This is a genomic window from Shewanella algidipiscicola (assembly GCF_003605125.1).
In the GTDB taxonomy this organism is placed as follows: domain Bacteria; phylum Pseudomonadota; class Gammaproteobacteria; order Enterobacterales; family Shewanellaceae; genus Shewanella; species Shewanella algidipiscicola.
Genome location: NZ_QPQT01000005.1, coordinates 212,376 through 238,130, shown reverse-complemented (window position 1 = coordinate 238,130; position 25,755 = coordinate 212,376). Strand labels below are relative to the sequence as shown.

At 46.3% G+C, this 25,755-nt stretch carries 20 protein-coding genes; 14 read left to right on the top strand and 6 right to left on the bottom strand.

Annotated features, from left to right (window positions below; translation table 11 throughout):
• Positions 1 to 420: 420 nt before the first annotated feature.
• The 5 genes from DVO77_RS07375 (at position 421) to DVO77_RS07355 (ending at position 8,788) form a co-directional block, all read left to right on the top strand.
• A complete protein-coding gene (locus tag DVO77_RS07375) occupies positions 421 to 3,480 on the top strand; it encodes an EAL domain-containing protein (RefSeq protein WP_119977877.1) in 3,060 nt (1,019 codons plus the stop codon).
• Positions 3,481 to 3,607: 127 nt separating this feature from the next.
• Positions 3,608 to 4,879, top strand: a complete 1,272-nt coding sequence (locus tag DVO77_RS07370; protein ID WP_119977876.1) for a DEAD/DEAH box helicase — start codon at positions 3,608 to 3,610, stop codon at positions 4,877 to 4,879.
• A 172-nt stretch (positions 4,880 to 5,051) separates the two neighbouring features.
• Positions 5,052 to 6,140, top strand: a complete 1,089-nt coding sequence (locus DVO77_RS07365; RefSeq protein ID WP_119977909.1) for a CobW family GTP-binding protein — start codon at positions 5,052 to 5,054, stop codon at positions 6,138 to 6,140.
• Positions 6,141 to 6,256: 116 nt separating this feature from the next.
• Complete coding sequence (locus DVO77_RS07360; protein ID WP_119977875.1) at positions 6,257 to 7,597, top strand: MATE family efflux transporter; 1,341 nt, start codon at positions 6,257 to 6,259, stop codon at positions 7,595 to 7,597.
• 126 nt (positions 7,598 to 7,723) lie between these two features.
• Positions 7,724 to 8,788, top strand: coding sequence for a TonB family protein (locus DVO77_RS07355; protein ID WP_119977874.1), 1,065 nt, complete (start codon positions 7,724 to 7,726; stop codon positions 8,786 to 8,788).
• A 234-nt stretch (positions 8,789 to 9,022) separates the two neighbouring features.
• Here the strand turns inward: DVO77_RS07355 and nadK are convergent, their stop codons facing one another.
• Positions 9,023 to 9,901: an NAD(+) kinase gene (nadK, locus tag DVO77_RS07350; RefSeq protein WP_110458492.1), complete on the bottom strand. Its 879-nt coding sequence runs from the start codon at positions 9,899 to 9,901 to the stop codon at positions 9,023 to 9,025.
• A 100-nt stretch (positions 9,902 to 10,001) separates the two neighbouring features.
• Here nadK and grpE point away from each other — a divergent pair, with 100 nt between their 5' ends.
• On the top strand, positions 10,002 to 10,637 hold the full coding sequence (gene grpE / locus DVO77_RS07345; RefSeq protein ID WP_119977873.1) for a nucleotide exchange factor GrpE: 636 nt from the start codon (positions 10,002 to 10,004) through the stop codon (positions 10,635 to 10,637).
• 101 nt (positions 10,638 to 10,738) lie between these two features.
• Here grpE and dxs read toward each other — a convergent pair whose 3' ends face one another.
• The 3 genes from dxs to xseB are packed head-to-tail and all read right to left on the bottom strand — an operon-like array spanning position 10,739 to position 13,751.
• Positions 10,739 to 12,607: a 1-deoxy-D-xylulose-5-phosphate synthase gene (gene dxs / locus DVO77_RS07340; RefSeq protein WP_119977872.1), complete on the bottom strand. Its 1,869-nt coding sequence runs from the start codon at positions 12,605 to 12,607 to the stop codon at positions 10,739 to 10,741.
• A gap of 22 nt (positions 12,608 to 12,629) precedes the next feature.
• Entirely contained in the window at positions 12,630 to 13,511 is an 882-nt protein-coding gene (gene ispA, locus DVO77_RS07335; RefSeq protein ID WP_119977871.1) for a (2E,6E)-farnesyl diphosphate synthase, read from the bottom strand.
• The gene (gene xseB, locus DVO77_RS07330) at positions 13,512 to 13,751 is read right to left on the bottom strand and encodes an exodeoxyribonuclease VII small subunit (RefSeq protein WP_110458496.1); all 240 of its coding nucleotides are present in this window, start codon (positions 13,749 to 13,751) and stop codon (positions 13,512 to 13,514) included.
• Between the two features lie 399 nt (positions 13,752 to 14,150).
• On the opposite strand from xseB, the gene pomA reads away from it, so the two are divergent.
• From pomA to thiI, 3 genes are all read left to right on the top strand, one after another.
• A complete protein-coding gene (pomA, locus tag DVO77_RS07325; protein ID WP_110458497.1) occupies positions 14,151 to 14,918 on the top strand; it encodes a flagellar motor protein PomA in 768 nt (255 codons plus the stop codon).
• A gap of 4 nt (positions 14,919 to 14,922) precedes the next feature.
• Entirely contained in the window at positions 14,923 to 15,861 is a 939-nt protein-coding gene (locus tag DVO77_RS07320; protein ID WP_119977870.1) for a flagellar motor protein MotB, read from the top strand.
• A gap of 167 nt (positions 15,862 to 16,028) precedes the next feature.
• Positions 16,029 to 17,483, top strand: a complete 1,455-nt coding sequence (thiI, locus tag DVO77_RS07315; RefSeq protein ID WP_119977869.1) for a tRNA uracil 4-sulfurtransferase ThiI — start codon at positions 16,029 to 16,031, stop codon at positions 17,481 to 17,483.
• A gap of 439 nt (positions 17,484 to 17,922) precedes the next feature.
• Here the strand turns inward: thiI and DVO77_RS07310 are convergent, their stop codons facing one another.
• Complete coding sequence (locus tag DVO77_RS07310) at positions 17,923 to 18,156, bottom strand: hypothetical protein (protein ID WP_119977868.1); 234 nt, start codon at positions 18,154 to 18,156, stop codon at positions 17,923 to 17,925.
• 181 nt (positions 18,157 to 18,337) lie between these two features.
• Here DVO77_RS07310 and DVO77_RS07305 point away from each other — a divergent pair, with 181 nt between their 5' ends.
• The 4 genes from DVO77_RS07305 to rlmM all read left to right on the top strand — a co-directional run bounded on the left by DVO77_RS07305 (position 18,338) and on the right by rlmM (position 21,538).
• Positions 18,338 to 19,249 carry a transcriptional regulator GcvA gene (locus DVO77_RS07305; RefSeq protein WP_110458501.1) on the top strand — a complete coding sequence of 304 codons (912 nt, stop codon included), beginning with the start codon at positions 18,338 to 18,340 and terminating at the stop codon, positions 19,247 to 19,249.
• On the top strand, positions 19,230 to 19,976 hold the full coding sequence (locus DVO77_RS07300) for an alpha/beta fold hydrolase (protein ID WP_249038128.1): 747 nt from the start codon (positions 19,230 to 19,232) through the stop codon (positions 19,974 to 19,976). The genes DVO77_RS07305 and DVO77_RS07300 overlap by 20 nt, the downstream gene beginning before the upstream one ends.
• Positions 19,969 to 20,358: a DUF423 domain-containing protein gene (locus DVO77_RS07295; protein ID WP_119977867.1), complete on the top strand. Its 390-nt coding sequence runs from the start codon at positions 19,969 to 19,971 to the stop codon at positions 20,356 to 20,358. Before DVO77_RS07300 ends, DVO77_RS07295 begins: the two co-directional genes overlap by 8 nt.
• Positions 20,359 to 20,452: 94 nt before the next feature.
• A complete protein-coding gene (gene rlmM / locus DVO77_RS07290) occupies positions 20,453 to 21,538 on the top strand; it encodes a 23S rRNA (cytidine(2498)-2'-O)-methyltransferase RlmM (protein ID WP_119977866.1) in 1,086 nt (361 codons plus the stop codon).
• Positions 21,539 to 21,617: 79 nt separating this feature from the next.
• Here rlmM and DVO77_RS07285 read toward each other — a convergent pair whose 3' ends face one another.
• A complete protein-coding gene (locus DVO77_RS07285; RefSeq protein ID WP_110458504.1) occupies positions 21,618 to 22,625 on the bottom strand; it encodes an isocitrate dehydrogenase in 1,008 nt (335 codons plus the stop codon).
• A gap of 288 nt (positions 22,626 to 22,913) precedes the next feature.
• On the opposite strand from DVO77_RS07285, the gene DVO77_RS07280 reads away from it, so the two are divergent.
• On the top strand, positions 22,914 to 25,742 hold the full coding sequence (locus DVO77_RS07280) for an alpha/beta hydrolase family protein (protein WP_162924160.1): 2,829 nt from the start codon (positions 22,914 to 22,916) through the stop codon (positions 25,740 to 25,742).
• Positions 25,743 to 25,755: the final 13 nt, after the last annotated feature.

The following is a 25,755-nucleotide window of genomic DNA, read 5'->3' as shown; positions in this document are numbered from 1 at the left end:
GGGTAACTCGCAGAACGACGAGCCTTGTGCTGCTCACTGTATGACAAGTATTCAGGCCCGATGTCAGCCTTGCTGTTTGGGCGTGGTTTTAATGGGCTGTGAAATACAGGGGTAGAAGATAAGCTGTTGCCATACCAGTTTTTAATCTTTGTGATGCGGCAGTGCCAATGCCGCTGACTTATGCGGGCAACTTACGTGAAGTGGCTTATCTAAGGCGGTATTTGAGTGCTGTGTCCCGCAGGCCTGCACTATTATTTAAACCGTTACGCAGTCATTGGTTAGCATGGACAATTTGTTCCTAAATGGGGTATTACCTTTATAAATTGTTACTTTCAATTATTGTTGAGCGTATTTTTTTACTCTAATTCTGTTACACTCTGCTGGGTGTTATCTACTTGATAATAAGATGTTAAGTTACTTATGAGCCAAGATACGTTATCCGTTTTTTTTCAAAATGCCGCAATTTTGCTGGTATTAGTTTTTATCTATGATGCTGTTCCGCGTCAGCGACGTCACCAATATTCTTGGTTGTGGCGTGTGCTGGCCGGTTTACTGATTGGCGTGGTGACAGTGATCACTATGATCACCTCATGGGAATACCAAACGGGTATTTTTGTCGATGCGCGAGCGGTTATTTTAGGAATATCAGGACTGTTTTTTGGTGGTTTACCCACTTTAGTTGCCACGCTTGTGGGGATCACCTTTCGTGTGTTGGAAGGTGGCCCAGCGATGCTTACAGGCATTATGGTGATGATTGTGGCCGCCAGTTTGGGCAGTCTATGGCGTTACCATCGTAAAAATGACATTGCCGATATGACCTTTAAAGAGTTATTGCTATTTGGGGCTGTTTTGCATCTGCTCACTCTATCCCTATTAGCGCTACTGCCTTTTGAGTTATTTGTCGATATTTTATCTATTGCCGCGTTGCCAATGATGACGATCTTTCCGTTAGTGACGGCGTTAATTGGGCTGCTATTGTCGCGTCGGCTCGAAGTGGAACGTGACGCCAAGATTAAGCTGCAAGATGATTTTATTTTTCGCTCTCAATTTGACATTGGCAACATCGGGATTGCCATCACTTCAGTCGATCAACGCTGGGTGAAAGTCAATCCGAGGTTGTGCAAGATGCTGAAATACTCCGAGCAAGAACTGCTCCAGCGCACTTGGTCTGAGTTAACCTATTTTGACGATCTTAAAGCCGATGAAGATGAGTATAAGCGGTTGCTTAATGGAGAGATTGACGCCTACGAGATGGATAAGCGTTATGTGGCCAAAGATGGCGAAATTGTTTATACCCATCTGGCGGTCGCGTGTCGACGAGTGAATCATCAGGTCAATATGGTGATTGCCGGTATTATCGATATCACAGCCAATAAACAAGCCGAATTGGCGGTAAGAACCAGCCAAGAAAGATTAGCGTTAGTTTTAGAAAGTAGTGATTTAGGCTTGTGGGATTGGGATATCAGCCACAATAAAACAGAGCGTAATCCATGGTGCGCTAAGGTACTTGGCTGTGAATTAGAACGCCTCAATAATGACCCGCGGCTCTGGGTAGATGCCATTCATCCGCAAGACAGGGCCGCTGTTTTAAATGCCATGGATAGGCATCTCAAGGGGGAAGCCCCCAAGTATATTGCCGAGTATCGGCTGATCACCTTAACGGGTGAGGAGCGCTGGATAGTCGATACGGGTAAAACGGTGAGCTATGATAATCACGGCCGACCACTGCGGATGTGTGGCGTGCACAGCGATATTACTGAACAACGGCAGGTACAGGAGTCTTTAGAGCTTGCCGCTTCGGTCTACAATAACTCCAGCGAAGCGATGAGCGTGCAAGATCATCAAGGTAAAATTATCACGGTTAACGCCGCCTTCACTGCGATTACTGGCTACCAACCACAAGAGGTGCTCAATAAAGATATCAGTCTTTTACAATGTGAATACTGTGATAAATCACAATATGAACAGTTAGCGCAAGCCGTTAGTGACGTTGGGCGTTGGCAGGGAGAGCTATGCTTGAAAAGCAAGCAAGGCGGTGAGTATATGGTGTGGTTTACCATTAATACCATTTATGACCAACAGGGTGAGGTTTTTCGTCGCGTAGCATTATTTTCTGATATTACTGATAAAAAACAAGCCGAACAGATTATCTGGAAGCAGGCTAATTACGATCCACTTACCGGCTTACCCAATCGACGTATGTTGCTCGAATATTTAAGCAGTGAGATGTTGCGTATTGACCGTGATGAGAGCCATTTTGCCTTAATGTTTTTAGATTTAGACTTTTTTAAAGAGGTGAACGATACCTTAGGTCACGATATGGGGGATTTACTGTTACAAGAAACCGCTAAACGGTTAAAGGGCTGTATCCGTGAACTCGATATGTGTGCCAGATTGGGGGGAGATGAATTTACCGTGGTGTTGTCGGGTATTGATTTTCCCGGCGGAGTCGAGCGGGTGGCGCAGTGCATTTTACAGCGCATTAGTGAACCTTATAACTTAGGTGATGAAACTGCGTATATCAGCGCCAGTATCGGGATTACTATGTATCCCGACGATGCGACCAGCATTGAAGGGTTATTAAAACATGCGGATCAGGCGATGTATGCCGCCAAAGAGCAAGGACGAAATCGCTTTCATTATTTTACTCCTTCGATGCAAGAGTTCGCCCGTTATCGTATGGCGTTGATTAAAGATCTACGTCATGCCATTAGCCACAAAGAGTTTGAGCTTTATTATCAACCGATCATCGATATGAACAGTGGTGATATTTATAAGGTGGAAGCCTTGATCCGCTGGAATCACGCTTCGAGGGGCATGGTGTCACCCAGTGAGTTTATTTCGGTCGCCGAAGAGACGGGGTTAATCAACGATATCGGTAACTGGGTGTTTGAAAAGGCGGCACATCAAAGTGCCGAGTGGCGCAAGCAGTTTGGCACCGAAATTCAGATAAGCATTAATAAATCGCCAGTGCAGTTTCGCGATGATGGCGACACCTTTAGTGACTGGCTCACCTTATTGCAGCATCTCGAGCTGTCTAGCAATGCCATCTGCGTCGAAATAACCGAAGGGTTGTTATTGGATGCATCTATGGGGGTCACCGAAAAGTTACTCGCCTATCGTGATGCTGGTATTCAAGTTTCGCTAGATGATTTTGGGACGGGTTATTCATCGTTAGCCTACCTGAAAAAATTTGATATCGATTATCTTAAAATAGATCAATCTTTTACCCGCAACTTAGAAACCGACACCGATGGCGTGGCCTTGTGCGAAGCCATTATCGTGATGGCCCACAAGTTAGGGATCAAAGTGATTGCCGAAGGAGTTGAAACTGAATTCCAACGTGACTTTTTAGCCAAGGCTGGTTGTGATTATGCCCAAGGCTACCTGTTTGCTCGGCCGTTGCAACAAGCAGAGTTTGAACAAGCTTACTTAAATCCGCGCTCAAGCTCGTCAGGCTTAATTGAGGGAACTCATTAAGTGGCTAGCGCTCCATATTAACGGCTATTGACGGTCTAATCATGTTGAATCGTTATCCTTATGGCGCGGTTTTTGATAGACTCCGCGCTCAGTTTTGACCCAATAGCCATTGACCATCGAGCCCATTATGAATTTTGATTCACTCCCTCTGCATCCTCTGCTTATTCAAGCGACAGCGCTGTGCGGTTATCAACAATTAACCCAAGTGCAGGCCAAGGTGATTCCGGTTGCATTGCAAGGCCGTGATGTGATGGCCTGCGCCGAAACGGGCACGGGTAAAACAGCGGCTTTCAGTCTCCCTTTTCTACATAAGCTGCTTGAGAGTGATAGGCCATTAGGCCAGCTCAGTGTGCTGGTGCTGACGCCAACTCGTGAATTAGCGATACAAGTGGGCGAGAGTATTGCCAAGTACAGTCAGTTGACGCCATTAACGTCATTGGCGGTTTACGGTGGCGCTAATATCAACCCTCAGCGTAAGGCTCTGGCAAAGGGGGTCGATATTTTAATTGCCACCCCTGGGCGTTTATTTGACCTAATAGGTCAGCATGGCTTGGATCTGTCGTCGGTCGAGCAGCTGGTTATCGATGAAGCCGACCGTATGTTGGATTTAGGCTTTGTTAAAGACATTGAGCGAGTTAAAAATCATATCGCCCCGCGCCATTCCACTCAGCTATTTTCGGCGACCTTTAGCAAGGCGATTAAGGTGCTAGCCACTAAGATGCTAGACGATCCCGAGTGGATTAATGTGACGCAAAACACCACCGCAGCCAATATAAAACAGGAGGTTTATCCGGTCGATAAGCGCCGTAAAGCCGAGCTCTTGGCCGAACTGATTGGGCGTAATAATTGGCAACAAGTATTGGTCTTTGTCAGCAGTAAAGAGAGTGCAGAGACACTGCACAAAGAGCTAAAACTAGACGGTATAAAAAATGCCGTGTTCCATGGTGATAAGACCCAAGGAGCACGAAATCGGGCGCTCGAGCAGTTTAAATCGGGTGAACTCAGAGTGATGGTTGCAACCGACGTTGCCGCTAGAGGACTGGATATCGCGGCGTTACCACTGGTGATTAACCTGGAATTACCGCTGGATGCCGAAGATTATGTGCATCGTATTGGCCGCACCGGCCGCGCAGGTTTAGCTGGTCATGCCATCTCATTTGTGGCATTAAATGATGAAAAGATGCTACAAGAAATCGAAGCCTTAATTGGACAAACCTTGCCAAGACACATAGTGCCTGGGTATGAGATAGGTGCGCCGCTACCGGCCCGTTACCGCGAGTTGCAATTGGAAACGACCAGTCCATCACATAAACCCAAGCGAGCGAAGCGCCCTTCAGCACGCGACACCCAACATCATAGTTATGCCTGCCGACGGGCTAATAAGTCGCGCAAGGTATAAGGGGGATTGGCAACATTGTCGTCTAGGCTACCGATACTGCGCCATGGCGATAGCAATGAGTTAACTCGTCGACGAGTCTATCAGTTGATACAAGATTGGTTAGCCTAAAGGTTAGCCAAGCTGATGAGCCGGACCGTAATGCAACCATAGCGAGAATAAGATGCGTAAACCGATAATAACTCAGCCCGTCGCAACCAATGTGATCACCGGCTTTTTAGGTGTGGGTAAGACTACGCTCATTAAATATTTATTAGCGAATAAGCCCGCTAACCAAGTATGGGCTGTGTTAGTTAATGAGTTCGGTGAGGTCGGTATCGATGCCAGTTTTATCGGCAAGCAATCGGGTAAGGTGCAAATAAAAGAGGTGGCTGGTGGCTGTATTTGCTGCGCGGCAGGCGTGCCCATTCAAGTGGCGGTGAATCAGTTGCTTGCACAAGCTAAGCCCGACCGGTTATTGATTGAACCTACAGGACTTGGGCATCCTAAAGCGATTATCGATACCCTGAGCCAGCCGCATTATCAGCAGGTGATCGCCTTAAAAAGTACCATCTGCTTAGTGGATGCACGTAAGGTGAGCGACAACCGCTATCGAGAAAGCGACATTTTTAAGCAGCAATTAGCCGTTGCCGACCTGATTTTAGTCACCAAAGGTGATTTAGCGGCAGATGAGGATTTGGCACAGTTGCACACCTTTCTTGCCCAGCAGTCTATTAGCGCGCCAGTGCAAGCAATCAACTTAACCCGCGAGCAAGAGAGTCAAACTCCGGCGTTATTTAATCGGTTAGCAGGGCAGGTGTTAGATTGTGATAGAGAAAGTGTTGGTGCTCAGTCCCCCACTAAAGCGCCAGTAAACTCGCCAGACTCAAGCCCATCACTCTTTTCTGTCTCGCCTCTGAGTCCACTTTCCAGCATATCCGTGCCCTCCATGCCACCGACCATAGTGTTTGATGAGCTTGGCATCTATCGCAATGATAATCAGCATGAGGGGATATACAGTGCTGGCTGGGTATTTGATTGCCATTATGAATTCGACTTTGAAGCCATTGTCGCCTGGGTAAAGCGTCAGGACTGCCTGCGTTTAAAAGCTTTACTAATTTGCGATGAGGGTATTGCCACCCTTAACTATGTTGATCAGCAGCTACAGGTTGTTGAGCTTGATGATGCGCTGGACTCTCGTATTGAGTTGATTTCTCGCCAGCCGATCACTATATCCGCAACCGAGCAGCAACTGCTGTCGCTTGCTAAGCGTGACATCGTTTAACGGCGTAGCGCCTATGATTGCCTAACATTGTCGGTAAGTTAGCGGCTAGTGCTACGTTATCGTGAATGGTTAATATGATTTCTTTGTCTTTTTACTGAGCAGATAGATAATAGACTATGCAAGACGTACCACAAGATCAATCGTTAGCGACAGAACCCATCCCAACATTAGTATGGCGTTACACCATCCCCACGATCTTATCTATGTTAGTGACTGGGGTGTATGTAGTGATAGACGGCATGTTTATTGGCCATTATCTGGGTGAAGTCGGCTTGGCCGGAATGATGCTGGCGTATCCGGTTGGGGCGATTTTGTATGCCGTTGGTGCGTTGTTGGGGATGGGCGGCGCCTCATTAGTGTCTATCAATTTGGGGCGCAATGATCCGGCGCGAGCGCGAAAAATACTCGGTAACACCTTTACCCTATGTTTAATTTCCGGCGTTTTATTTGCGCTGGTGGGCACCTTTTTCAGTCGTGATATCTTAATGTGGCTGGGCGCCGAGGGAGAAGTGTTACGCGGTGCCTATGAATACTTGTTTTGGTATTTTGCATTAGGTGTGTTTCCTATTTTGGCCATTGCGTTTGCAGCGCTGTTAAGAAACGATGGTCGCCCAGGTTTTGTAACTTGGATATTGATCATCAGCGGTTGCCTTAATGCGCTACTCGATTGGTTGTTGATTGTGGTGTTTCCTTTGGGGTTAGCTGGGGCCGCCATTGCTACCATGATCTGTCAAGCAGTGACAGGCTTGGCTTGTCTGCAACATTTTTTTACGGCAAAAACGCGTCTCGGTATCAATATCGAGCAGATGAAGCTGACTCTAGATCACTGCTCCAACATTGTTAAAGTGGGCTTTCCCAGTTTTTTAATGAACCTGTATCTCTCGATAGTCTTAACGCTGCATAATATGGCGTTTTTATGGGTCGGTGCCCCAATACATGTCGCCGCTTACGGAGTGGTGAGTTACACCGAGGCATTATTTTATTTGATTTTTGAGGGGATAGCGCTCGGCACACAACCCATTTTCAGCTTTAATGCGGGAGCTAACCGGTTCGATAGGGTGTTCCAGACATTCAAAATTGCGACTTTGATGACCTTAGTGACGGCGGTCATAGGTCTATTGTTTATCTATCTGCTGCCGAAATATTTAGTGTATATTTTTGCCGGAGATAATGCTGAGTTAACACCTGTGGCTATCGAAGGGATGCGGCTCTATTTTTGGGGACTTCCTTTTGAAGGGGTTATTCTTACCGGCGCAGCATTTTTCCAGGCGATCGGTCGTCCTAAAGACGCCGCCATGCTAACGGGCAGCAAGTTAATATTAATTGCCGTTATTATTTACTTGTTTGCTTGGGCGTTTGGGGTGACAGGCGTGTGGATCTCTTTAGCGTGTTGCAGCGCGTTATTGACCTTATGGATGGTGAGGCGATTACGCTCACTTTACATAAGTTTACAATAACTGGGTAGGCTGGTAGGATGGTTTTTAACCAGTGAAATGCTTGTCTAAAATAAGTCGAGTTTACCTAATATAAAGCAGGGAAAAGCTGCGTTAGTTTATTTTCACAAATAAGGATATTTGTTTATTATGGTTTTAAAATTACCGCTATTGGCGCTAAGTGCAGTACTGTTAATCAATTCTGCGCCGCTTGGTGCCTCACCTTTTAGCGACAGTTATGCCGCTTATCAACACGCCATTGAAGTTAAAGATATTCATGCTGCTGAGCAGTATGCGCAGCAAACCTATCTGCTGGGTCAGGGGTATTTTGAGCCTGACGCAATCGACATTACTCATCTGCAATTGAACTGGGCAACATCCTTACAGGCCAAAGGCGATCTCGAGGCCGCGCATCAACAGTTTTTGCAGGTTTTAGAGACTTATAGGTCATATTTTGGGGGGGATGCCATTGAGGTTATCGACCCACTACTGGGCGCTGCGCAAACGATGTCGGCGTCTAAAGAGCAAAAGTCGCTGTTTAAAGAAGCTATCTCCATTGCACAGACAAGCGATAACCTGTTACTCACAGCCGAGGTTAAGTTATTGGCTTTTAAGGCATTGATGTCGACAGAATATTACGGGCGTGATATTCGCAGTGATGTATTAGATGCCTATGAGATCTATCAGCAGCTGCCTAATAATGATATCCGCCGGATAACGGCAACTTATTACGTTGGCGTGATAAAGGCGAGTGAAAAGCGCTACAGCGATGCTATTAGTCATCTAGAAGAGGTGGTCAAGCAGTTTGCTGTACTCGATTTTAGTCATCCCTATAAGCTGTCAGCCCATGCTCGTTTAGTCGAGCTATATGAGCGTGAGGGCGAGAGCGAGCAGGCCACAGCCCACTGTATTGCGATTGGCAGTATGACGCCTTGGGATGATCAGCAAGAGCAAACGCCGCTGTTTCGTTCATCGCCTCAATATCCTATGTCCTATATTCGTGCTGGACGTGAAGGCTGGTCGGAGATTGAATTTACTGTCGATGAACAAGGGTTTGTGCAAGATCCTGTGACCCTAGCCTCTGAAGGGGGGCCTCTATTTATAAAAGAGTCGCTGAAGGCGATAAAGCAGTGGCGTTATGCGCCTAAGTTTGTCGATGGTAAGCCGGTTGCGGCGCAGACCACAGTAAGATTATTGTTTGAAGTAGAAGGTTAACATTTGCTCTGTATGACTCAAGCGGTTGAGTAAGCAGTGTTTTCAGCTATTAAAGCACTTAATCGAACTAGTTAACTCATAAGCCCTCGCGTAATGACGAGGGCTTATTTTTGATTTACCACTGGCTGATAGATCTAATGGGCTTTTGAGCTGGTAAAGGTATCTAGTGCCCATGATTGACGTGATACAGTGGTGAGAGACGTTGTGAGCTGTAACCATAAGCAAGACACTTAGTTAAAATAACTTACTGCCCCACCCGAGTTTACTTCTCAGCACGTTAAAGTAGTTATATCCCGTTGGGTGGATCAAATGTAAGCGCTCCTTGCTGCGGCGGATAATTATTTCATCGCCTGGTAGTACCGCTAAAGTGACATGACCATCACAGCTGACTTCTAAGGCATCATCATTATCTGGTGACACAACCAGTTTGATGGTGCTGCACGCATCGACCACAATCGGCCGGCAGGACAAAGTGTGCGGAAACATAGGCACTAAAATGAGCGCCTCAAGATTAGGGGTTAAAATGGCTCCCCCTGCAGAAAGTGAATAGGCTGTAGAGCCCGTTGGGGTCGACACTATCATGCCATCGGCGCGCTGACTGTACATAAAGTTATCGTCAATATAGACTTCAAACTCAATCATATGCGCAATTTTACCGGGATGGAGCACGGTTTCGTTGACGGCGGTATTGCTGGCCTTTACATTGCCGTGACGATGGACTTCCGATTCGAGTAAGAAACGGTATTCGGTTTTATAATCCCCTTCGAGTACTTTCGTTAATGCAGGTTCAAACCCCTCGGGTGGTAGATCGGTCAAGAAGCCTAAATTACCGCGGTTGACGCCGATGACCCCAATATCAAAGCGAGCCAACACGCGCGCAGCCCCTAGCATATTGCCGTCACCGCCGACAACGATAGCCAAATCACAGTATTCACCTATTTGCAGTAAGTCGACCGATTTGACATGGGCGCCTATTTCGGCTGAAACTCTCTCCTCAACATAAACATCATACCCGTTTTGGGTTAACCAATGATGTAGCTGTTTCAGGGTGTTATGTGTCCCAATGTGATGGGGTTTGCCAATTAAGCCAATTGTGTGGAACGCTTTGCTCATATTTGTCTTTGATCCATGCCTTAGGGCTTGAAACCTCAAATTTGATCCCCATAATATGCCCAGAGTATGCAGAAACAAAGCATTTTTAGCTGGAGTAACAATGAGCAACGAATCAAATAAAGCACAAGAGCCACAGATTGATAACAATATCGCGCCAGAAGTCGACACCGAGGTGGTTGAAGATGCGGCAAATTTGATGGATGAGCTGACCCAAGCTAATTTTCGTATAGAAGAGCTTGAACAAGCATTAGCTGCGGCAGAAGCGAAAGTCGAAGAGCAGAAAGACTCGGTGATCCGCGCTGCTGCAGAAGTGGATAACGTGCGTCGTCGTGCTGCCATGGATGTGGAAAAGGCCCACAAGTTCGCCCTCGAAAAGTTTGCCAATGAACTTTTACCTGTTATTGATAACATGGAGCGAGCGCTTCAAGGAACCAATGCAGAAGATGAGACCACCAAGGCGATTTATGAAGGGGTTGAGCTGACGCTTAAGAGCTTTACTACAGCGGTTGAAAAGTTTGGTCTATCACCATTGAACCCACAAGGTGAAGCCTTTAACCCTGATCATCATCAAGCCATTGGTATGCAGCCAAGTGATGATTTTCCGGCAAACACTGTCATGATGGTCATGCAAAAAGGTTACATTCTTAACGACCGTCTACTGCGTCCAGCCATGGTGATGGTGTCGCAAGGTAGTGCTGACTCGGCCGATACAGGCTCAATCGATACCCAAGCCTAATAGGTATTCGATGTCGTTAGTATAAAAAGACGTTATTATAAAAATAGGCCTCAAGTAGAGGCCTATTTTTTTGTCACTATTCGACTCGAGATACTGACAGATCACGCACCGATGTAGGCGTTGATTTGATGTAAAATCCCTTCACCATCGAGTTTCAACTCTGCCAAAATCTCCGCCGAATCACCATGTTTAATAAACTCATCGGGCAAACCGATATTGAGCACCGGCATGGGTAATTTCAGTTGTTGCAGTAGTTCCAATACGCCAGACCCCGCACCGCCCATAATGGCATTTTCTTCCACTGTCACTAACAGGTCGTGGCTGGTGGCTAATTGCTTAACCAGTTCGGCATCTAATGGCTTAACAAAGCGCATGTCAGCCAGTGTGGCACCTAAGGCTTGGGCTGCGTAATCTGCTGCAGCCAAAGTTGTGCCAAAGTTAAGGATGGCAATTTTCTGGCCTTGACGCTTAATCAACCCCTTACCCACTTCCATCGCCGTCATGGTGTCCACTTGCGGCTCGCCAGTGGCGCTGCCTCTCGGGTAACGGATGGCAGTTGGGCCATCGTTGTAACAATAGCCCGTATAGAGCATTTGCCGGCATTCGTTTTCGTCAGACGGCGCCATGATCACCATATTAGGTACAGTGCGCATAAAGCTTAAGTCGAACGCGCCTTGATGGGTTGGGCCATCGGCACCCACAATACCACCGCGGTCGATAGCAAAGACAACCGGTAGCTTTTGCAGGGCCACGTCATGAATTAACTGATCATAACCGCGTTGTAAAAAGGTTGAATAGATGGCCACAACGGGTTTATACCCTTCACAAGCAAAGCCAGCGGCTAATGTCACTGCATGCTGCTCGGCAATCGCCGCATCGAAATATTGTGCCGGGAAACGTTGAGAAAACTCAACCATGCCAGAGCCTTCACGCATGGCGGGAGTGATCCCCAAGACTTTGTCATCCTTTTCTGCCATATCACATAGCCAACGGCCAAATACTTGAGAAAAGGTTGGATTTGACGGCTTTGCAGCTGGCTTGGCAAAGGTTGATGGATCAAATTTAGGCACGGCATGCCAGCCTATGGGATCTTTTTCTGCCGGTTCGTAACCACGACCTTTCTTGGTCATGATATGTAAAATCTGCGGCCCAGATAAATTGCGCATGTTGCGCATGGTTTCGACTAAGGCATCGACATCGTGACCATCGATAGGGCCAATATAGTTAAAGCCCAGCTCTTCAAACATGGTGCCAGGCACGACCATACCTTTAAGGTGCTCTTCGGTTCGCTTAGCCATCTCTTTGATGACTGGCATCCCTTTGAGCACTTTTTTACTGCTTTCACGAATGGTGGTGTATAAGCGGCCGGACATCAGTTGGGCTAGATGATTATTGAGAGCGCCGACGTTTTCTGAAATCGACATCTCGTTATCATTGAGCACGACTAACATGTCGTTGTGTAGGTCTCCGGCATGGTTCATCGCCTCAAACACCATACCGCCAGTCATGGCACCATCGCCAATTACGGCGACCACTTTGCGCCCGGCTTGCTCTTTTTCAGCCGCAACAGCCATCGCTAACGCGGCACTGATGGAGGTTCCAGAGTGGCCCACGCTAAAGGTGTCATATTCACTTTCTTCACGCCAAGGGAAGGGATGTATGCCTCCCTTTTGACGTATGGTGTGCATCTTATCGCGCCGACCGGTTAAAATTTTATGTGGATAGGCTTGATGTCCCACATCCCATACGAGTCTATCGAATGGGGTGTTATAGACATAGTGCAAGGCAACGGTGAGTTCGACTGTGCCTAGTCCTGAGGCAAAGTGGCCACTTGAAATGCCTACCGATTGCAGCAGAAAACTTCTGAGTTCATCAGCAAGTTTTGGGAGCACGCCCTGTGGCAACTGTCTCAGCTCATCAGGGGTGTTGGCCTGTGCTAACACAGGGTATTTCGTTATATCCAAACTCATAGCGAGATTCTTTGGCTCTTTATTATACTCTTCGCTCAATGATAAAACGGGCGAATTCGGCAATTAACTGGCTATTGTATGGTAATTTAGCCAGCGCTGATAGGGCGTCATGGATCAAACTTTTCGCGGTTGCTTGTGCACCAGACAAGCCTAGCAGTTTAGGGTAGGTGCTCTTATTGGACTCACAGTCAGAACCTTGTGGTTTTCCAAGCTCTTCGGTACTCGAGGTAATGTCGAGTACATCGTCTTGAACTTGAAAGGCTAAGCCCACTGCGTCGGCAAATTCTAACAGTAGATCGCGTTCGGTATCTGTGATGCCAGCGGCAATGATAGGTAATTCCACTGCGCAGCGGATGAGTGCGCCAGTTTTTAAACGATGTAAGCGTGTTAATGTGGTTAAATCTATCTGTTTATCGGTGGCATTAAGATCCATCGCTTGACCACCACACATACCATGATATCCAGAGGCCTTGGCCAGTGAGCGCACCATGGTCAATTGCTGACTTGGTTGTAAGCCTGACTGCTCTTGGCTAATAATTTCAAAGGCTAAGGTCTGCAAAGCATCGCCGGCTAAAATCGCCGTGGCTTCATCGAAGGCGATATGCACTGTCGGTTGACCGCGGCGCAAGGCATCATCGTCCATGGCCGGTAAGTCGTCGTGAATAAGCGAGTAGGCATGGATGCATTCGATGGCGGCGGCGCAGGCGTCGAGCTGCTGCAAGGGGATATTAAGCATGTCGCCTACAGCGTACACTAAGAAGGGCCGAATACGTTTGCCCCCCAGTAATGCGCCATGCTCCATCGCGGCTTTGAGTTTCGGCTCAGTGTCATCTTGAGCAAGAATAAAATGGCGCAGCTGGTCATCGACACGCTGCTGATATTGGGTTATCGCATCGGTTAGCAATTATTCGCCCTCGGCAATATAGGGGTGCAAACTGGGTTGATCTTGCTCTTGGGTTAGAATAGACACTTTTTGTTGTGCCTGCTCTAACTTTGCTTGGCTGTTTCTGACTAGGTTGATACCGCGCTCAAACTGTTTCAATGCGTCATCGAGCGATACATCACCTTGTTCTAAGTCGCCGACAATCCGTTCTAACTCGGATAAGGATTCTTCAAAAGTGAGGTTTTCAGGTTTTTTAGCCACAGTGATTTTCCCAAGAAATTAGCGACACACAAAGTATCTCAGTCAACCTTAAGGGTCAAATTACGCTGCCGTATATTTGTGCAACAGCACGCTTTAAGGAGGTTTTTTTATAAAAAATTGAATTTATAGCTAAACTTGCGTGTAAGCTGTCCGATAATGGTAATAGATCAAGACTCAATTTTGTCGAGTATTATACCCTAAACAGGTGTAGCTCGTTAAGGTGATAAGTTGCCAATAATGACTTTATCTGGCAGAGATACATCGTATAATTGCCTGTGTTAGGGAAGTATGGGGGTTAGTATCAAAGGCCCTATTTTTTTGCGTTTTATCGAGCTGATTAACTCTTGTTGCTTTGATGACTAAGTTAGAGACAGCCATTTTATAGATTAAGGAAGAGTTGTGGATTTAGCGACACTGATAGGCCTAATTGGTGCGTTTGCTTTTATTATCGGCGCCATGTTCACCAGTGGTGGCATTGCTATTTTTATTGATGTGCCCTCGGTACTGATCGTGATGATAGGCTCACTGTTTGTGGTCATGATGAAATACAACTTAAAGCAGTTTTTAGGCGCAGTAAAAATTGCCGCCAAAGCCTTTATCTTTAAAATCGATAAACCAGATGAGCTGATTGAACAGTCAGTTACCATGGCTGATGCAGCCCGTAAGGGCGGCTTTTTAGCATTGGAAGAGGCTGAAATTAGTAACAGTTTTATGCAAAAAGCGGTCGATATGTTGGTCGATGGTCACGATGGCGAAGTGGTTCGTGAAGCACTGGAAAAGGATATCTCGCTCACAGAAGATCGTCACAAAATTGGGATTGGTATTTTTAAGGCGTTAGGTGATGTCGCCCCCGCTATGGGCATGATAGGTACCCTAATCGGCTTGGTGGCCATGTTGTCTAATATGGACGATCCTAAGTCTATTGGTCCTGCGATGGCCGTCGCCCTGTTGACGACCTTATATGGCGCCATCATTGCCAATATGATAGCAATTCCTATTGCCGATAAATTGACCCTGCGTATGAGTGAAGAGATGCTCAATCGTAACCTGATCATGGATGCGGTATTAGCCATTCAAGATGGTCAAAACCCTCGGGTGATTGAAGGTTTTTTGAAAAACTATTTATCAGAAAAACAACGCACAATCGATACAACGGACGGGGAATAGTCGTATGGCTAAGCAGGTCAAATGCGATTGTCCGCCTGGGGCGCCGAAATGGTTGGCGACCTTTGCCGATTTGATGTCGTTGCTGATGTGTTTTTTCGTGCTGCTGCTGGCATTTTCCGAAATGGATGTGATGAAGTTTAAGCAGATAGCAGGCTCGATGAAATACGCCTTTGGGGTGCAGAATAAGGTCGAGGTTAAAGATATTCCTAAGGGAACCTCTGTTATTGCCCTAGAGTTTCGCCCCGGCAAGCCCGAACCAACACCGATTGAAATCATTAATCAGCAAACCAACGAGATGACTGAGCCGACGATTGAAGTGCAGGCGGGGGAAGATGATAGTGCTGGTGGTATACAGCAGCAACGTGGTGCTCAACGGGGTGGCGATGCAGCGTCGACCGCGCAAGAGCAGGCGGATGCCGAGGCCGAAGCTCAGTCTCAGCAAGATACCTCTTCGCAAGATCAGATTAACGATCAAGTCAAAAAAATGGCCCAAGCCCTCAATAAAGAGATTGTTGATGGGGCGATTGAAATTGAATCATTAGGGCAGCAGATCATTATTCGCATTCGTGAGAAAGGTGCCTTCGCATCGGGATCTGGCTTCTTACAGCCTAGATTTAAGCCTGTAGTGCGCCGTGTTGGCGAGCTGCTAAAAGATGTGCCCGGTGTGGTGACGGTATCAGGGCATACCGATGACATGAGCATCAATAATGAACTTTATAGCTCCAATTGGGATCTTTCCAGTAAACGAGCGGTAGCTGTCGCCCATGAGTTAATCAAAGTCGACGGCTTTAAACCACAACGGATGAAAGTGGTTGGTATGGCCAGTTCAGCTCCTTTGGTCGCTAACGACTCTGCCGAACATCGTACGCGTAATCGGCGTGTTGAAATTGCTATTGAGCAAGGTAAAGCGAAAGAAACTGACGAGATCCGGGTAGGACAATAACGGTTGACTCATACCATAGCGATTCGAGAACGGGCCCCTTATTGGGGCTCGTTTGATTTAATCCTGCTTAAAATTGCGATCTTTTAGCGCAGCATAATAGGCATTTGTGCTGTGACCTTGATATAATGGCTAAATTGCTGTCTAAATTTATCCCCCTCGGAACTTCAATGAAATTTATCGTAAAACTGTTTCCTGAAATCATGATGAAAAGCAAACCGGTAAGAATGCGGTTTACCAAGATGCTTGAAACCAATATTCGTAATGTGTTGCGCAAGGTCGATGAAGACGCAAAAGTGCAACGTCAGTGGGATAAGATCATGGTTAAGGTGCCAGCTGACAAACCTGAAATGGTGGCTGTATATGCCGAGCGTTTAGCTTGTATTCCTGGGATCGCCCATGTGCTGCAAGTTAAAGAGAGCACCTTTGAGTCGGTTGACGATATCTATCAGCAGACGCTAGCCTTATATAAAGAACAACTTGCGGGAAAAACCTTCTGTGTAAGGGTAAAGCGTAGTGGTAAGCATGAGTTTAACTCAATTGAAGTTGAGCGGTATGTGGGCGGCGGCTTGAACCAGTTTACCGACGCCACTGGCGTTAGGCTTAAAAACCCCGATATGACGGTTAACTTAGAGATCGATAGAGAACACCTTTATCTGGTTGAAAAACGTATCGACGGACTCGGCGGTTTTCCTATGGCGACCCAAGAAGATGTACTTTCTTTGTTGTCTGGTGGATTTGACTCTGGAGTGTCGAGTTACCAGTTTATTAAGCGTGGCTCGCGAACCCATTACTGCTTCTTTAATCTTGGCGGCGATCAACATGAGATAGGTGTAAAGCAGGTTGCTTACCACTTATGGCAAAAATACGGTGAATCTCATAAGGTTAAATTTGTTTCAGTCCCGTTTGATCCTGTCGTGACCGAGATTTTAGAAAAAGTCGACAATGGTCAGATGGGCGTTATCCTTAAACGGATGATGATGCGCGCTGCGACTCGGGTTGCCGAAAAAATGGGGATTCAGGCATTAGTGACTGGTGAGGCCATGGGGCAGGTGTCAAGTCAGACTTTGACTAATCTCAATGTGATTGACCGCTGTACCGATATGCTTATTTTACGCCCACTTATTGTGATGGATAAGCAAGATATTATTAATCTGAGTCGTCAAATTGGCACCGAAGATTTCGCTAAGTCGATACCCGAATACTGCGGTGTTATTTCACAAAAACCTACGGTAAAAGCGGTATTATCAAAAATCGAGGCCGAAGAAGCTAAGTTTTCTGACGATCTGTTAGATAGGGTGATTGCCGATGCCGAAATTATTGATATTAGGGAGATAGCAACCAGCATGGATACTAAGATCACGGCAACTGAAACCGTTGACTCAATTGGTGGTGGCGAGGTTGTCATCGACATTCGTGCTCCAGAAGAGCAAGAGCAGAGCCCATTAGCAATTGAAGGGGTCGAGATTAAAACCATTCCATTCTTTAAGTTGGCCACTCAGTTTGCCGCCCTCGATAAGGATAAAACCTATCTATTGTACTGCGATAGAGGGGTAATGAGTAAGTTGCAAGCCTTGTATCTGCAAGAGCAAGGCTATAATAACGTGAAGGTTTATCGCCCGTAATCGTTATTTAGCTTTTAAAAGCCGCCTAACAGGCGGCTTTTTGTTATCTAACGCTCACTCGGTAGCCTGTATGCTCTCTGGTTAACATACCATGGCTACTCATTTGGACTGTAACTTGATACCGCTTTCATGACAGTGTATTAGGATGATTTAGTTTGTATAACTTGATTGAGTCCAGCTGACTTAAACGGTGATACAAAGCGACATGGTAACGCTAAGCGATTGGCTTCCTGAGGTCAAAGTCGCAATAGGAAGTGCTGTGGTCAATGGGCTTAGCTGATGGCTATAATGGTGCAAGATGAGTATTAATAATATTTATCAATAAGCTAGTCTTAATTGGCTCTGAGGTTGAATGAGTGGCAATAAAAAAGCCGCATTAAAATATGCGGCTTTTTATAACTTGCAATAAGCACTATTGCTCGTGGTGATGCAACTTGTGCTACTCTGCAAGTTGTGCGCTAACGGCTTCGGTCTTTAATTGCTCATCTTCATGTGCAATTAAAATAGCGTTGAGGTCATCATTGAGATCTTGTTGCATCTGGGTTAACCCTTCGGCTAACTGTGCACTGATCGACGCATGTAAATCTGTAGTATCTACCAGGATTTCATCTGCGTTTACGACAGTCGAGCCAGAGAGCAAGGCCATGGCAAAAACAGTCTTAAAGTTAATCATATTAATCGTCTCCGAGCGATTGCTATTGGGGATTAGACACTCCCCCTTTTCTCGTCGTAGAGGCTGTCTAATTTCATCGTTTGATTGGCGCAAATTTTACCAATTATCTGTTTCTTTACAAACGATAAAATGTAACAATCATGATTAGAAAAACTAATCAAAGTATGCGACAGGGATCACTATGTCTAGACGTCTACCTCCGTTGAATGCGGTCAAAGCATTTGAAGCCGCTGCCAGGCATTTAAGCTTTACGCGAGCGGCTGAAGAATTGTTTGTAACGCAAGCTGCTGTAAGTCATCAAATTAAGGCGTTAGAGGAGTATTTAGGCTTAAAATTATTCCGTCGTAAAAATCGCTCTTTGCTGCTAACAGAAGAGGGGCAGGGGTATTTTCTCGATATCAAAGATATTTTCATTCAGCTGGCCGATGCAACAGATCGTTTACTTGCTCGAAGTGCCGTAGGATCCCTTACCGTCAGTACCTCGCCGAGTTTCGCTATTCAATGGCTGGTACCTCGTTTATCTAATTTCAGTGAAAAGAATCCCGATATTGACGTGCGTATTAAAGCTGTCGACGATGAAACCAGCTCACTTACCGATGATGTCGATGTAGCCATCTATTATGGTATGGGAAACTGGCCTGGTGTGCGTGCCGATAAGCTGCGTAATGAGGTATTAATTCCGGTGTGTTCACCTATGTTACTCAATGGGCCCAAACCACTTCAGCAGCCAAGTGATTTGAAATATCACACCCTATTACATGACTCAAGTCGTCACGATTGGCAGGCTTGGTTTCGGCAATGTGGCATTAATGATATTAATGTGAACCAAGGTCCCATTTTTAGTCATTCATCGTTAGTCTTACAGGCGGCCGCTCATGGTCAAGGAGTTGCATTAGGTTACAGTGTCTTGGCGAGACCCGATATTAAAGCTGGCCGTTTAGTCTGCCCCTTCTCTGAAGTGCTGGTAAGCAAAGATGCCTATTATCTGGTGTGTCAGCAAAATCATGCCGAAATCGGTAAGATTGCCGCCTTTAGGCAGTGGATGTTAGATATGTTTGAAGAGGAGTCTCGTAGTGAGTTGTTACCAGGTTAATCCTACGGATAGTCAAGACACTAAGGCGGCGACTTTTAGCCGTGTGTTGCTTGAGCAACCTATGTTTGATAACGCATTGCCGAGTAGCGAATGTTGGCTTTCAGGGCCTGTGGCAAGCAAAGACACAGATATCGACACGCTGATTTTGTTGGCCCATGGCGCCGGTGCCAATATGGCGCATCCCTTTATGGCCGATTTGGCTGCTGGATTAAGTGCTACAGGAATGAGTGTCGTGCGCTTTAATTTCCCTTATATGCGTAACAATGCCATTGATGGAAAACGACGCCCGCCAGACAGGGCGCCTAAACTCCTGAATGATTTTAAATTACATATTGAGGCGATACGTAAACTATACCGTCCGCGGCAACTGATTTTAATGGGTAAGTCTATGGGCGGGCGTATGGCCGCTATGGTATCGAGCGAAGTGGCGGTCGATGCCGTGATTTGCTTGGGGTATCCATTTGTGCCACCGAAAGGGGGCGACCCTAGACTCGAGCCGATTGCTTTGTGTCCCGCACCATTGCTGGTGATACAAGGGGAGCGCGATAAATTTGGCGCTAAGGGGCAAGTCGAGCCATGGCTTGCTCCATATTCTGCGCAGTTACTATGGTTAAGCGATGGCGATCATAGTTTTGCGCCGCGAAAGTCGTCAGGCACCACGCAAGCGGCTAATCTGCAACAGGCAATATCTTATAGCGTGAGTTTTATTAGGGGGTTACATGCATAAAGGATTTTTACTCATGGCGGCGCTCAGTGGTTTTTTGGCCGTGGCGTTAGGCGCCTTTGCCGCACACGGGTTAAAGCAGGTCACGAGTGCCGAGATGATAACTATCTTTAATCTGGGCGTTGAATATCAGTTTTATCACACCTTTGCCTTAATTGCGGTGGCCTTTGGTGGTCATTGGTTAAAGTCGCGTTTAATCATCTGGGCTGGATACCTGTTTATGTTAGGTATCGTGCTGTTTTCAGGCTCGCTTTACTTGTATGCCTTACTCGGCGCCAAATGGACCGGGCCTGTAACGCCGATGGGGGGATTTTGCTTCTTACTTGGTTGGCTGTTTATTGCCGTTGCGGTATGGCGTGACAGGGTGGTTGAGCTGGATGATTAGTGCCTTGCCTGTTATGGCAATCGTATTCGTTTAGTAGAAAGTGTAGAATGGCGGCCGATTGTTTTGGTCGCCATTTTTTATTCAGGAAGTTCTGATGATTAACCTATTTTTATATTGCCGTGCTGGCTACGAGAAAGAGTGCGCCGCCGAGATCCAGCATCGCGCTGCTGAATTGGATATTGGTGGCTTTGTCAAAACCAACAAAAATGACGGTTACGTTATTTTTCAATGTTTTCAAGCTGGCGACGCCGATATTCTGGCTAAAAAGCTGGAGTTAGATTCGCTCATTTTTACCCGTCAGATGTTCGCCGCCAATGAGTTGCTAAAATCACTGCCTGAAAACGATCGCGTCACGCCAATCGTTGAAGCGCTAGCCAAAGTGAGTAAAGCGGGTGAGTTGAGGGTTGAAACTCCAGATACCAATGAAGCGAAAGAGTTATCTAACTTCTGCCGTAAGTTTACGGTACCGCTTCGCCAAGCCTTAAAGCGCAGTGGTACTCTGCTAGAAAAAGAAAATACAAAACGCCCGATTATTCATGTCTGTTTTGTTGGCTCGGGCACGGCGTATGTGGGTTACTCGCTCAGCAATAACAGCTCGCCCTACTTTATGGGGATCCCGCGTTTAAAGATGGCTGCGGATGCGCCGAGTCGCTCAACGCTTAAACTGGATGAAGCCTTTATCCATTTTATTCCTAAGGATCAACAAGAGCAGCGTTTACGTAGCGGAATGAATGCCGTCGATTTAGGCGCATGCCCTGGTGGTTGGACTTATCAATTGGTGCGTCGAGGCATGTTTGTGGCCGCTGTCGATAATGGCCCTATGGATCAAGGCTTAATGGACACCGGACAGGTAAAACATTATCAAGCCGATGGTTTTCGTTTTGAACCGCCGCGTAAAAATATTTACTGGTTAGTGTGCGACATGGTTGAGAAGCCTTCGCGAGTGGCGGAGCTGATAGAAGCATGGGCAATTAATGGCTGGTTTAAAGAGGCTATTTTTAATCTTAAACTGCCAATGAAGAGCCGTTATAAAGAGGTGTCGACAATATTAGACACCATGAAGACCATCTTAAAAGAGAATGGCATCGAAGAGTTTCATTTAGCCTGTAAGCATTTGTATCACGATCGTGATGAAGTGACTGTGCACTTATGGTTGCGCCCTAATACGGCTTGGAACTAAGCCTTATCTTGGACTGCATGATATTAAAAAGCCCCACATAATTGCTTATGCGGGGCTTTTTTAATGGGGTGTTAAACCATTAAAGACGGTCAATCACAGCTTGAGTGAAATCGGTAGTACCGTGAGTACCGCCTAAGTCGCGGGTAGTACGATCGCCTTCGGCGATAACTGCCGACACAGCGCTACGAATCGCTTCGGCTTTGTCAGACATTCCCAAGTACTCGAGCATCTGGATAGAAGCCAAGATCACTGAAGTTGGGTTTGCCAAGTTTTTACCCGCAATGTCAGGTGCGCTGCCATGAACGGCTTCGAAGATCGCGGCATTTTTACCAATGTTGGCGCCAGGAGCCATACCTAGGCCACCGACAAGACCGGCACACAAATCTGACAAAATGTCGCCAAATAGGTTAGTCGTCACAATCACATCGAAGTTTTCTGGGTTCATCACCAGCTTCATGCAAGTTGCGTCAACAATCATCTCTTCGGTCGTGATGTCAGGGTATCGTAGGCTCACTTCACGTGCCACTTTCAGGAATAGACCCGAAGTTGACTTCATGATGTTGGCTTTATGCACGATAGTGACTTTCTTACGGCCTTCTTTACGAGCAAGTTCATAAGCAAATGTGGTGATCTGCTCAGCGCCTTGACGCGTAATGATGCTGGTGGCTTCGGCAGTGTCACCATCGGCCGAGATAGTTTGCCCAAGGCCAGAATACATACCTTCGGTGTTTTCACGTACGGTAATAATGTCGATATTGTCGTAACGGGCTTGAGTACCTTTAAAAGACAATACAGGTCGTACGTTAGCGTAAAGGCTGAATCGCTTACGTAAAGTTACGTTGATTGAAGTAAATCCTTCGCCAACTGGAGTGGTAAGCGGACCTTTAAGGGTAATACGATTTTTTTCAATTAAATCGAGAGTACGTTGCGGAAGAAGCTCACCTTGCTTCTCTAGCGCAGCCAAACCTGCATCGGCAAACTCATACTCAAAATCACAGCCTGCTTTATCTAAAATTTTGATTGCTGAGTCGATAATACTAGGTCCAATCCCATCACCAGGGATCACGGTAATTGTTCTTTTTGACATGGAGAGTCCTTCCACGGTTGGTCGTTACTGCTATTGTCTGACCATGTCGAAGACACGGTTTTATGACTATGAATTGTTTAGAAACTTATCCGCTCCATTTTAACCACTTTCGCGCAAGTTTTACAGGAAATAGTGAGCAAAATCACATTATTTGTTGCGCTTAACTTGCATTAATAAGGACTAATGACGATGATTGATCATTAAGCGTTAAAAAAGTCTACTTTAGTCTAAGATATAGCGACAGAATGCGATAAAGTTGTTAATAAAATAATTATAATGAGGAAAGCCTTGAAGTTATTACCTACAGCATCACTGACCATGTTATGTGTCAGCCTTTTTTCTGCTGGTTCGTTTGCCGCAGATGTCACCCCCAACGCCATCATGAAATTTGAGTCCCTGCATAAGCCAGTATTAGCAGCTCAAGGGGGCGCCTTTGCAGTTGAAGTTGCCCCCGATCGCGGCGATAGTCACGGTTTAGCGCAACGACTCGATTCAAACAACTCATTTACAGTGAAAGGCGGATCTAAACCTCAAATCAATCGTGATGGTCGTTTTGCCGCATTTGTGATTGAGCCGACTTTACTCGAGCAAGAGATGGCTACTGATAAGGCGCGTAAGCAATTAAAGTCGGGGTTGGTATTACTCAATACCGATACCGGTAGCCAAGTGCAGTATGCCAGCGTCGAGAAATTTGCTTTTAATCAGGCTGGCTCGCATATGGCTATCTGGTATACCGCCGATGAGGCTTCCGATGAAAGTGATGCTAAAGCGGAAAGTGACCTTCAAGAAAGGGCGACTGCTGAGGTTACTAGCGCTAAGGCAGATGCAAGTGTCCCTAAAGTGGATAAATACGATAAAGGCCGTACCTTAGAATTGGTAAACTTAAACGGTGCTAGCAGCCAAAAAATCGACCAAGTTACCGCTTATTATTTTGATAAGGCTGGCCGTTATGCGCTGGTGGCGCAAAATGATATTAACGCTAATGTGCATAATTTGGTGTTGATCGATCTTAATACCGATAAGCAAACAGTGTTGCAAACGTATGTAGACCAACAAATTGGTGCGGTATCAGTAAGCGAAGATGGCCGCTTTGTCGCTTACACATTTGGCACAGCGTCTCAGGCGCCTTTTGGCCGCGAATACCAATTGAGCTTGTATCATTTGGCCGATGGCCGCACCCATAAGGTTCCCAATACAGATGAATGGACCCTTAATCGTTATAGTGAACTGACCTTCTCTGAAGACAGTAAACGCCTATTTTTTGGTCGTGTACCTCAGGTTAACCAACAGCTTGAGCTGCCTAAAGTGGCGTCAGAGTCCGATCTTTTTGACCCTAGTATGATCACCGCTCAGCGTGGACTTAAACTTTGGCATGGCGACGATCCTAGGATTAAACCTAATGAAATAAAGCAATATAAAAAAGATCTTAAGCGCAGTTATCTCGCGGTGCTGCACCTTAATAACAATCAAGTGGTGCAACTAGCGGATCGACAAGTACCCGATATTGAGCTGCAACAGCAGCAGCGCTATCTGATCGCCAGTTCTGATAAGCCTTACCTTAAAATGATCACCTGGGCGGGTTTTTACCGCGACTACTATATTGTCGACATTAATACGGGGCGCAAAAAGTTGTTTTTACCCCAACAACCTAGTGGTGAAGCACCAAGGCTATCGCCCAATGAACGTTTTGCGGCCTATTACCAGCAAGGAGAGCTATTTCTCTATCAGATAGCACAAGATCGACGAGTGCACCTGACCAAAGATATAGATACGCCTTTTGCCGACGAAGATCACGATTACCCCTCGGCCGCACCTAGTTACGGTTTTGGTCCCTGGCTTGAAGATGGCTCGGCGTTTTTAGCTTATGATAAATATGATATTTGGCAATTTAATACCGAATCACTAACGGGCTTTACTATTACGGCGGGTAAAGGTCGTCAGCAGCAGATCCAGTATCGACTCGCAGGTTTAGTGGAGCATAAAGATAAACCCACAATCTTAACCGATGGCCAAGGCGTGTTATTGCATGGCTATAACGAGCGTACTAAAGGTGATGGTTTTTATCAGGCTAAGGTTGGCGGAGCTGGGGTTAAAGCATTGATGCAAGGCGATTATAAACTCACGCCTTTAGCCCGTGCAGAGCTCAGTGATACGGTACTATATAGTAAGCAGCGTTATGACCTGTACCCCGATATATACAGCAGCAATATTAGCACGCCGCAGCACGCAGTGCGTCAAACCGACCTAGATAGTCAAAGACGTGGTCTCGATTGGGGTAATGCTGAGCTGGTACACTGGACTAATGGTGATGGTCAACCATTGGACGGGGTTTTAATTAAACCGAGCAATTATCAAGCGGGTAAGCGTTATCCTGTACTGGTTTATTTTTACCGTTTCATGAGTGACAGGTTGCATGCTTTTCCGCAAATGAAACTAAACCATCGCCCCAATTTTGCTTGGTATGCCGATAATGGTTATGCCATTTTCTTACCCGATATTCGGTTTGAAGTAGGGTATCCGGGGGCTGCATCGGTCCAGGCCTTAACTTCTGGTGTACAGCATTTGATTGAAATGGGGATTGCCGATAGAGAGGCGATTGGTATTCAAGGTCATTCGTGGGGCGGGTATCAAACCGCATTTGCGGTGACTCAAACCCATATATTTAAAGCGGCGGTAACAGGGGCGCCAGTGGCAAACATGACCAGTGCTTACAGTGGCATACGTCACGGAACAGGCCTTGCCCGCCAGTTTCAGTACGAAACGGGTCAGAGTCGTATAGGTGAAAGTTTGTTTAATGCGCCGCAAAAATATATCGAAAATTCACCGATATTCTATGCCGAGCGGATTAAAACACCTATGATGATCATGTTTGGTGATAAAGATGATGCCGTGCCGTGGGAGCAAGGCGTTGAGCTTTATTTAGCCATGCGACGTGCGGGTAAAGAGGTGGTGTTTTTACAGTATGAAGATGAGCCTCATCATCTGAAAAAGTACCCCAATAAACTGGACTACAGCCTACGTATGATGCAGTACTTCGATCATTATCTTAAAGGCACGCCTGCACCGCAATGGCTACAGCAAGGCGAAGCGTATACTGAGTATAAAAAAGCTGATTAAGAGATCTTAATGC

Excerpts from the sequence above, each read along its gene's own strand:
- DVO77_RS07320 (WP_119977870.1), top strand. The coding sequence starts at position 14,923 with ATGGCTAAGCAGGTCAAATGCGATTGTCCGCCTGGGGCGCCGAAATGG.
- rlmM (WP_119977866.1), top strand. The coding sequence starts at position 20,453 with ATGATTAACCTATTTTTATATTGCCGTGCTGGCTACGAGAAAGAGTGC.
- nadK (WP_110458492.1), bottom strand. The coding sequence starts at position 9,901 with ATGAGCAAAGCGTTCCACACAATTGGCTTAATTGGCAAACCCCATCAC.
- DVO77_RS07375 (WP_119977877.1), top strand. The coding sequence starts at position 421 with ATGAGCCAAGATACGTTATCCGTTTTTTTTCAAAATGCCGCAATTTTG.
- DVO77_RS07370 (WP_119977876.1), top strand. The coding sequence starts at position 3,608 with ATGAATTTTGATTCACTCCCTCTGCATCCTCTGCTTATTCAAGCGACA.
- dxs (WP_119977872.1), bottom strand. The coding sequence starts at position 12,607 with ATGAGTTTGGATATAACGAAATACCCTGTGTTAGCACAGGCCAACACC.
- DVO77_RS07285 (WP_110458504.1), bottom strand. The coding sequence starts at position 22,625 with ATGTCAAAAAGAACAATTACCGTGATCCCTGGTGATGGGATTGGACCT.
- DVO77_RS07360 (WP_119977875.1), top strand. The coding sequence starts at position 6,257 with ATGCAAGACGTACCACAAGATCAATCGTTAGCGACAGAACCCATCCCA.
- DVO77_RS07310 (WP_119977868.1), bottom strand. The coding sequence starts at position 18,156 with ATGATTAACTTTAAGACTGTTTTTGCCATGGCCTTGCTCTCTGGCTCG.
- thiI (WP_119977869.1), top strand. The coding sequence starts at position 16,029 with ATGAAATTTATCGTAAAACTGTTTCCTGAAATCATGATGAAAAGCAAA.
- DVO77_RS07295 (WP_119977867.1), top strand. The coding sequence starts at position 19,969 with ATGCATAAAGGATTTTTACTCATGGCGGCGCTCAGTGGTTTTTTGGCC.
- grpE (WP_119977873.1), top strand. The coding sequence starts at position 10,002 with ATGAGCAACGAATCAAATAAAGCACAAGAGCCACAGATTGATAACAAT.
- DVO77_RS07305 (WP_110458501.1), top strand. The coding sequence starts at position 18,338 with ATGTCTAGACGTCTACCTCCGTTGAATGCGGTCAAAGCATTTGAAGCC.
- DVO77_RS07355 (WP_119977874.1), top strand. The coding sequence starts at position 7,724 with ATGGTTTTAAAATTACCGCTATTGGCGCTAAGTGCAGTACTGTTAATC.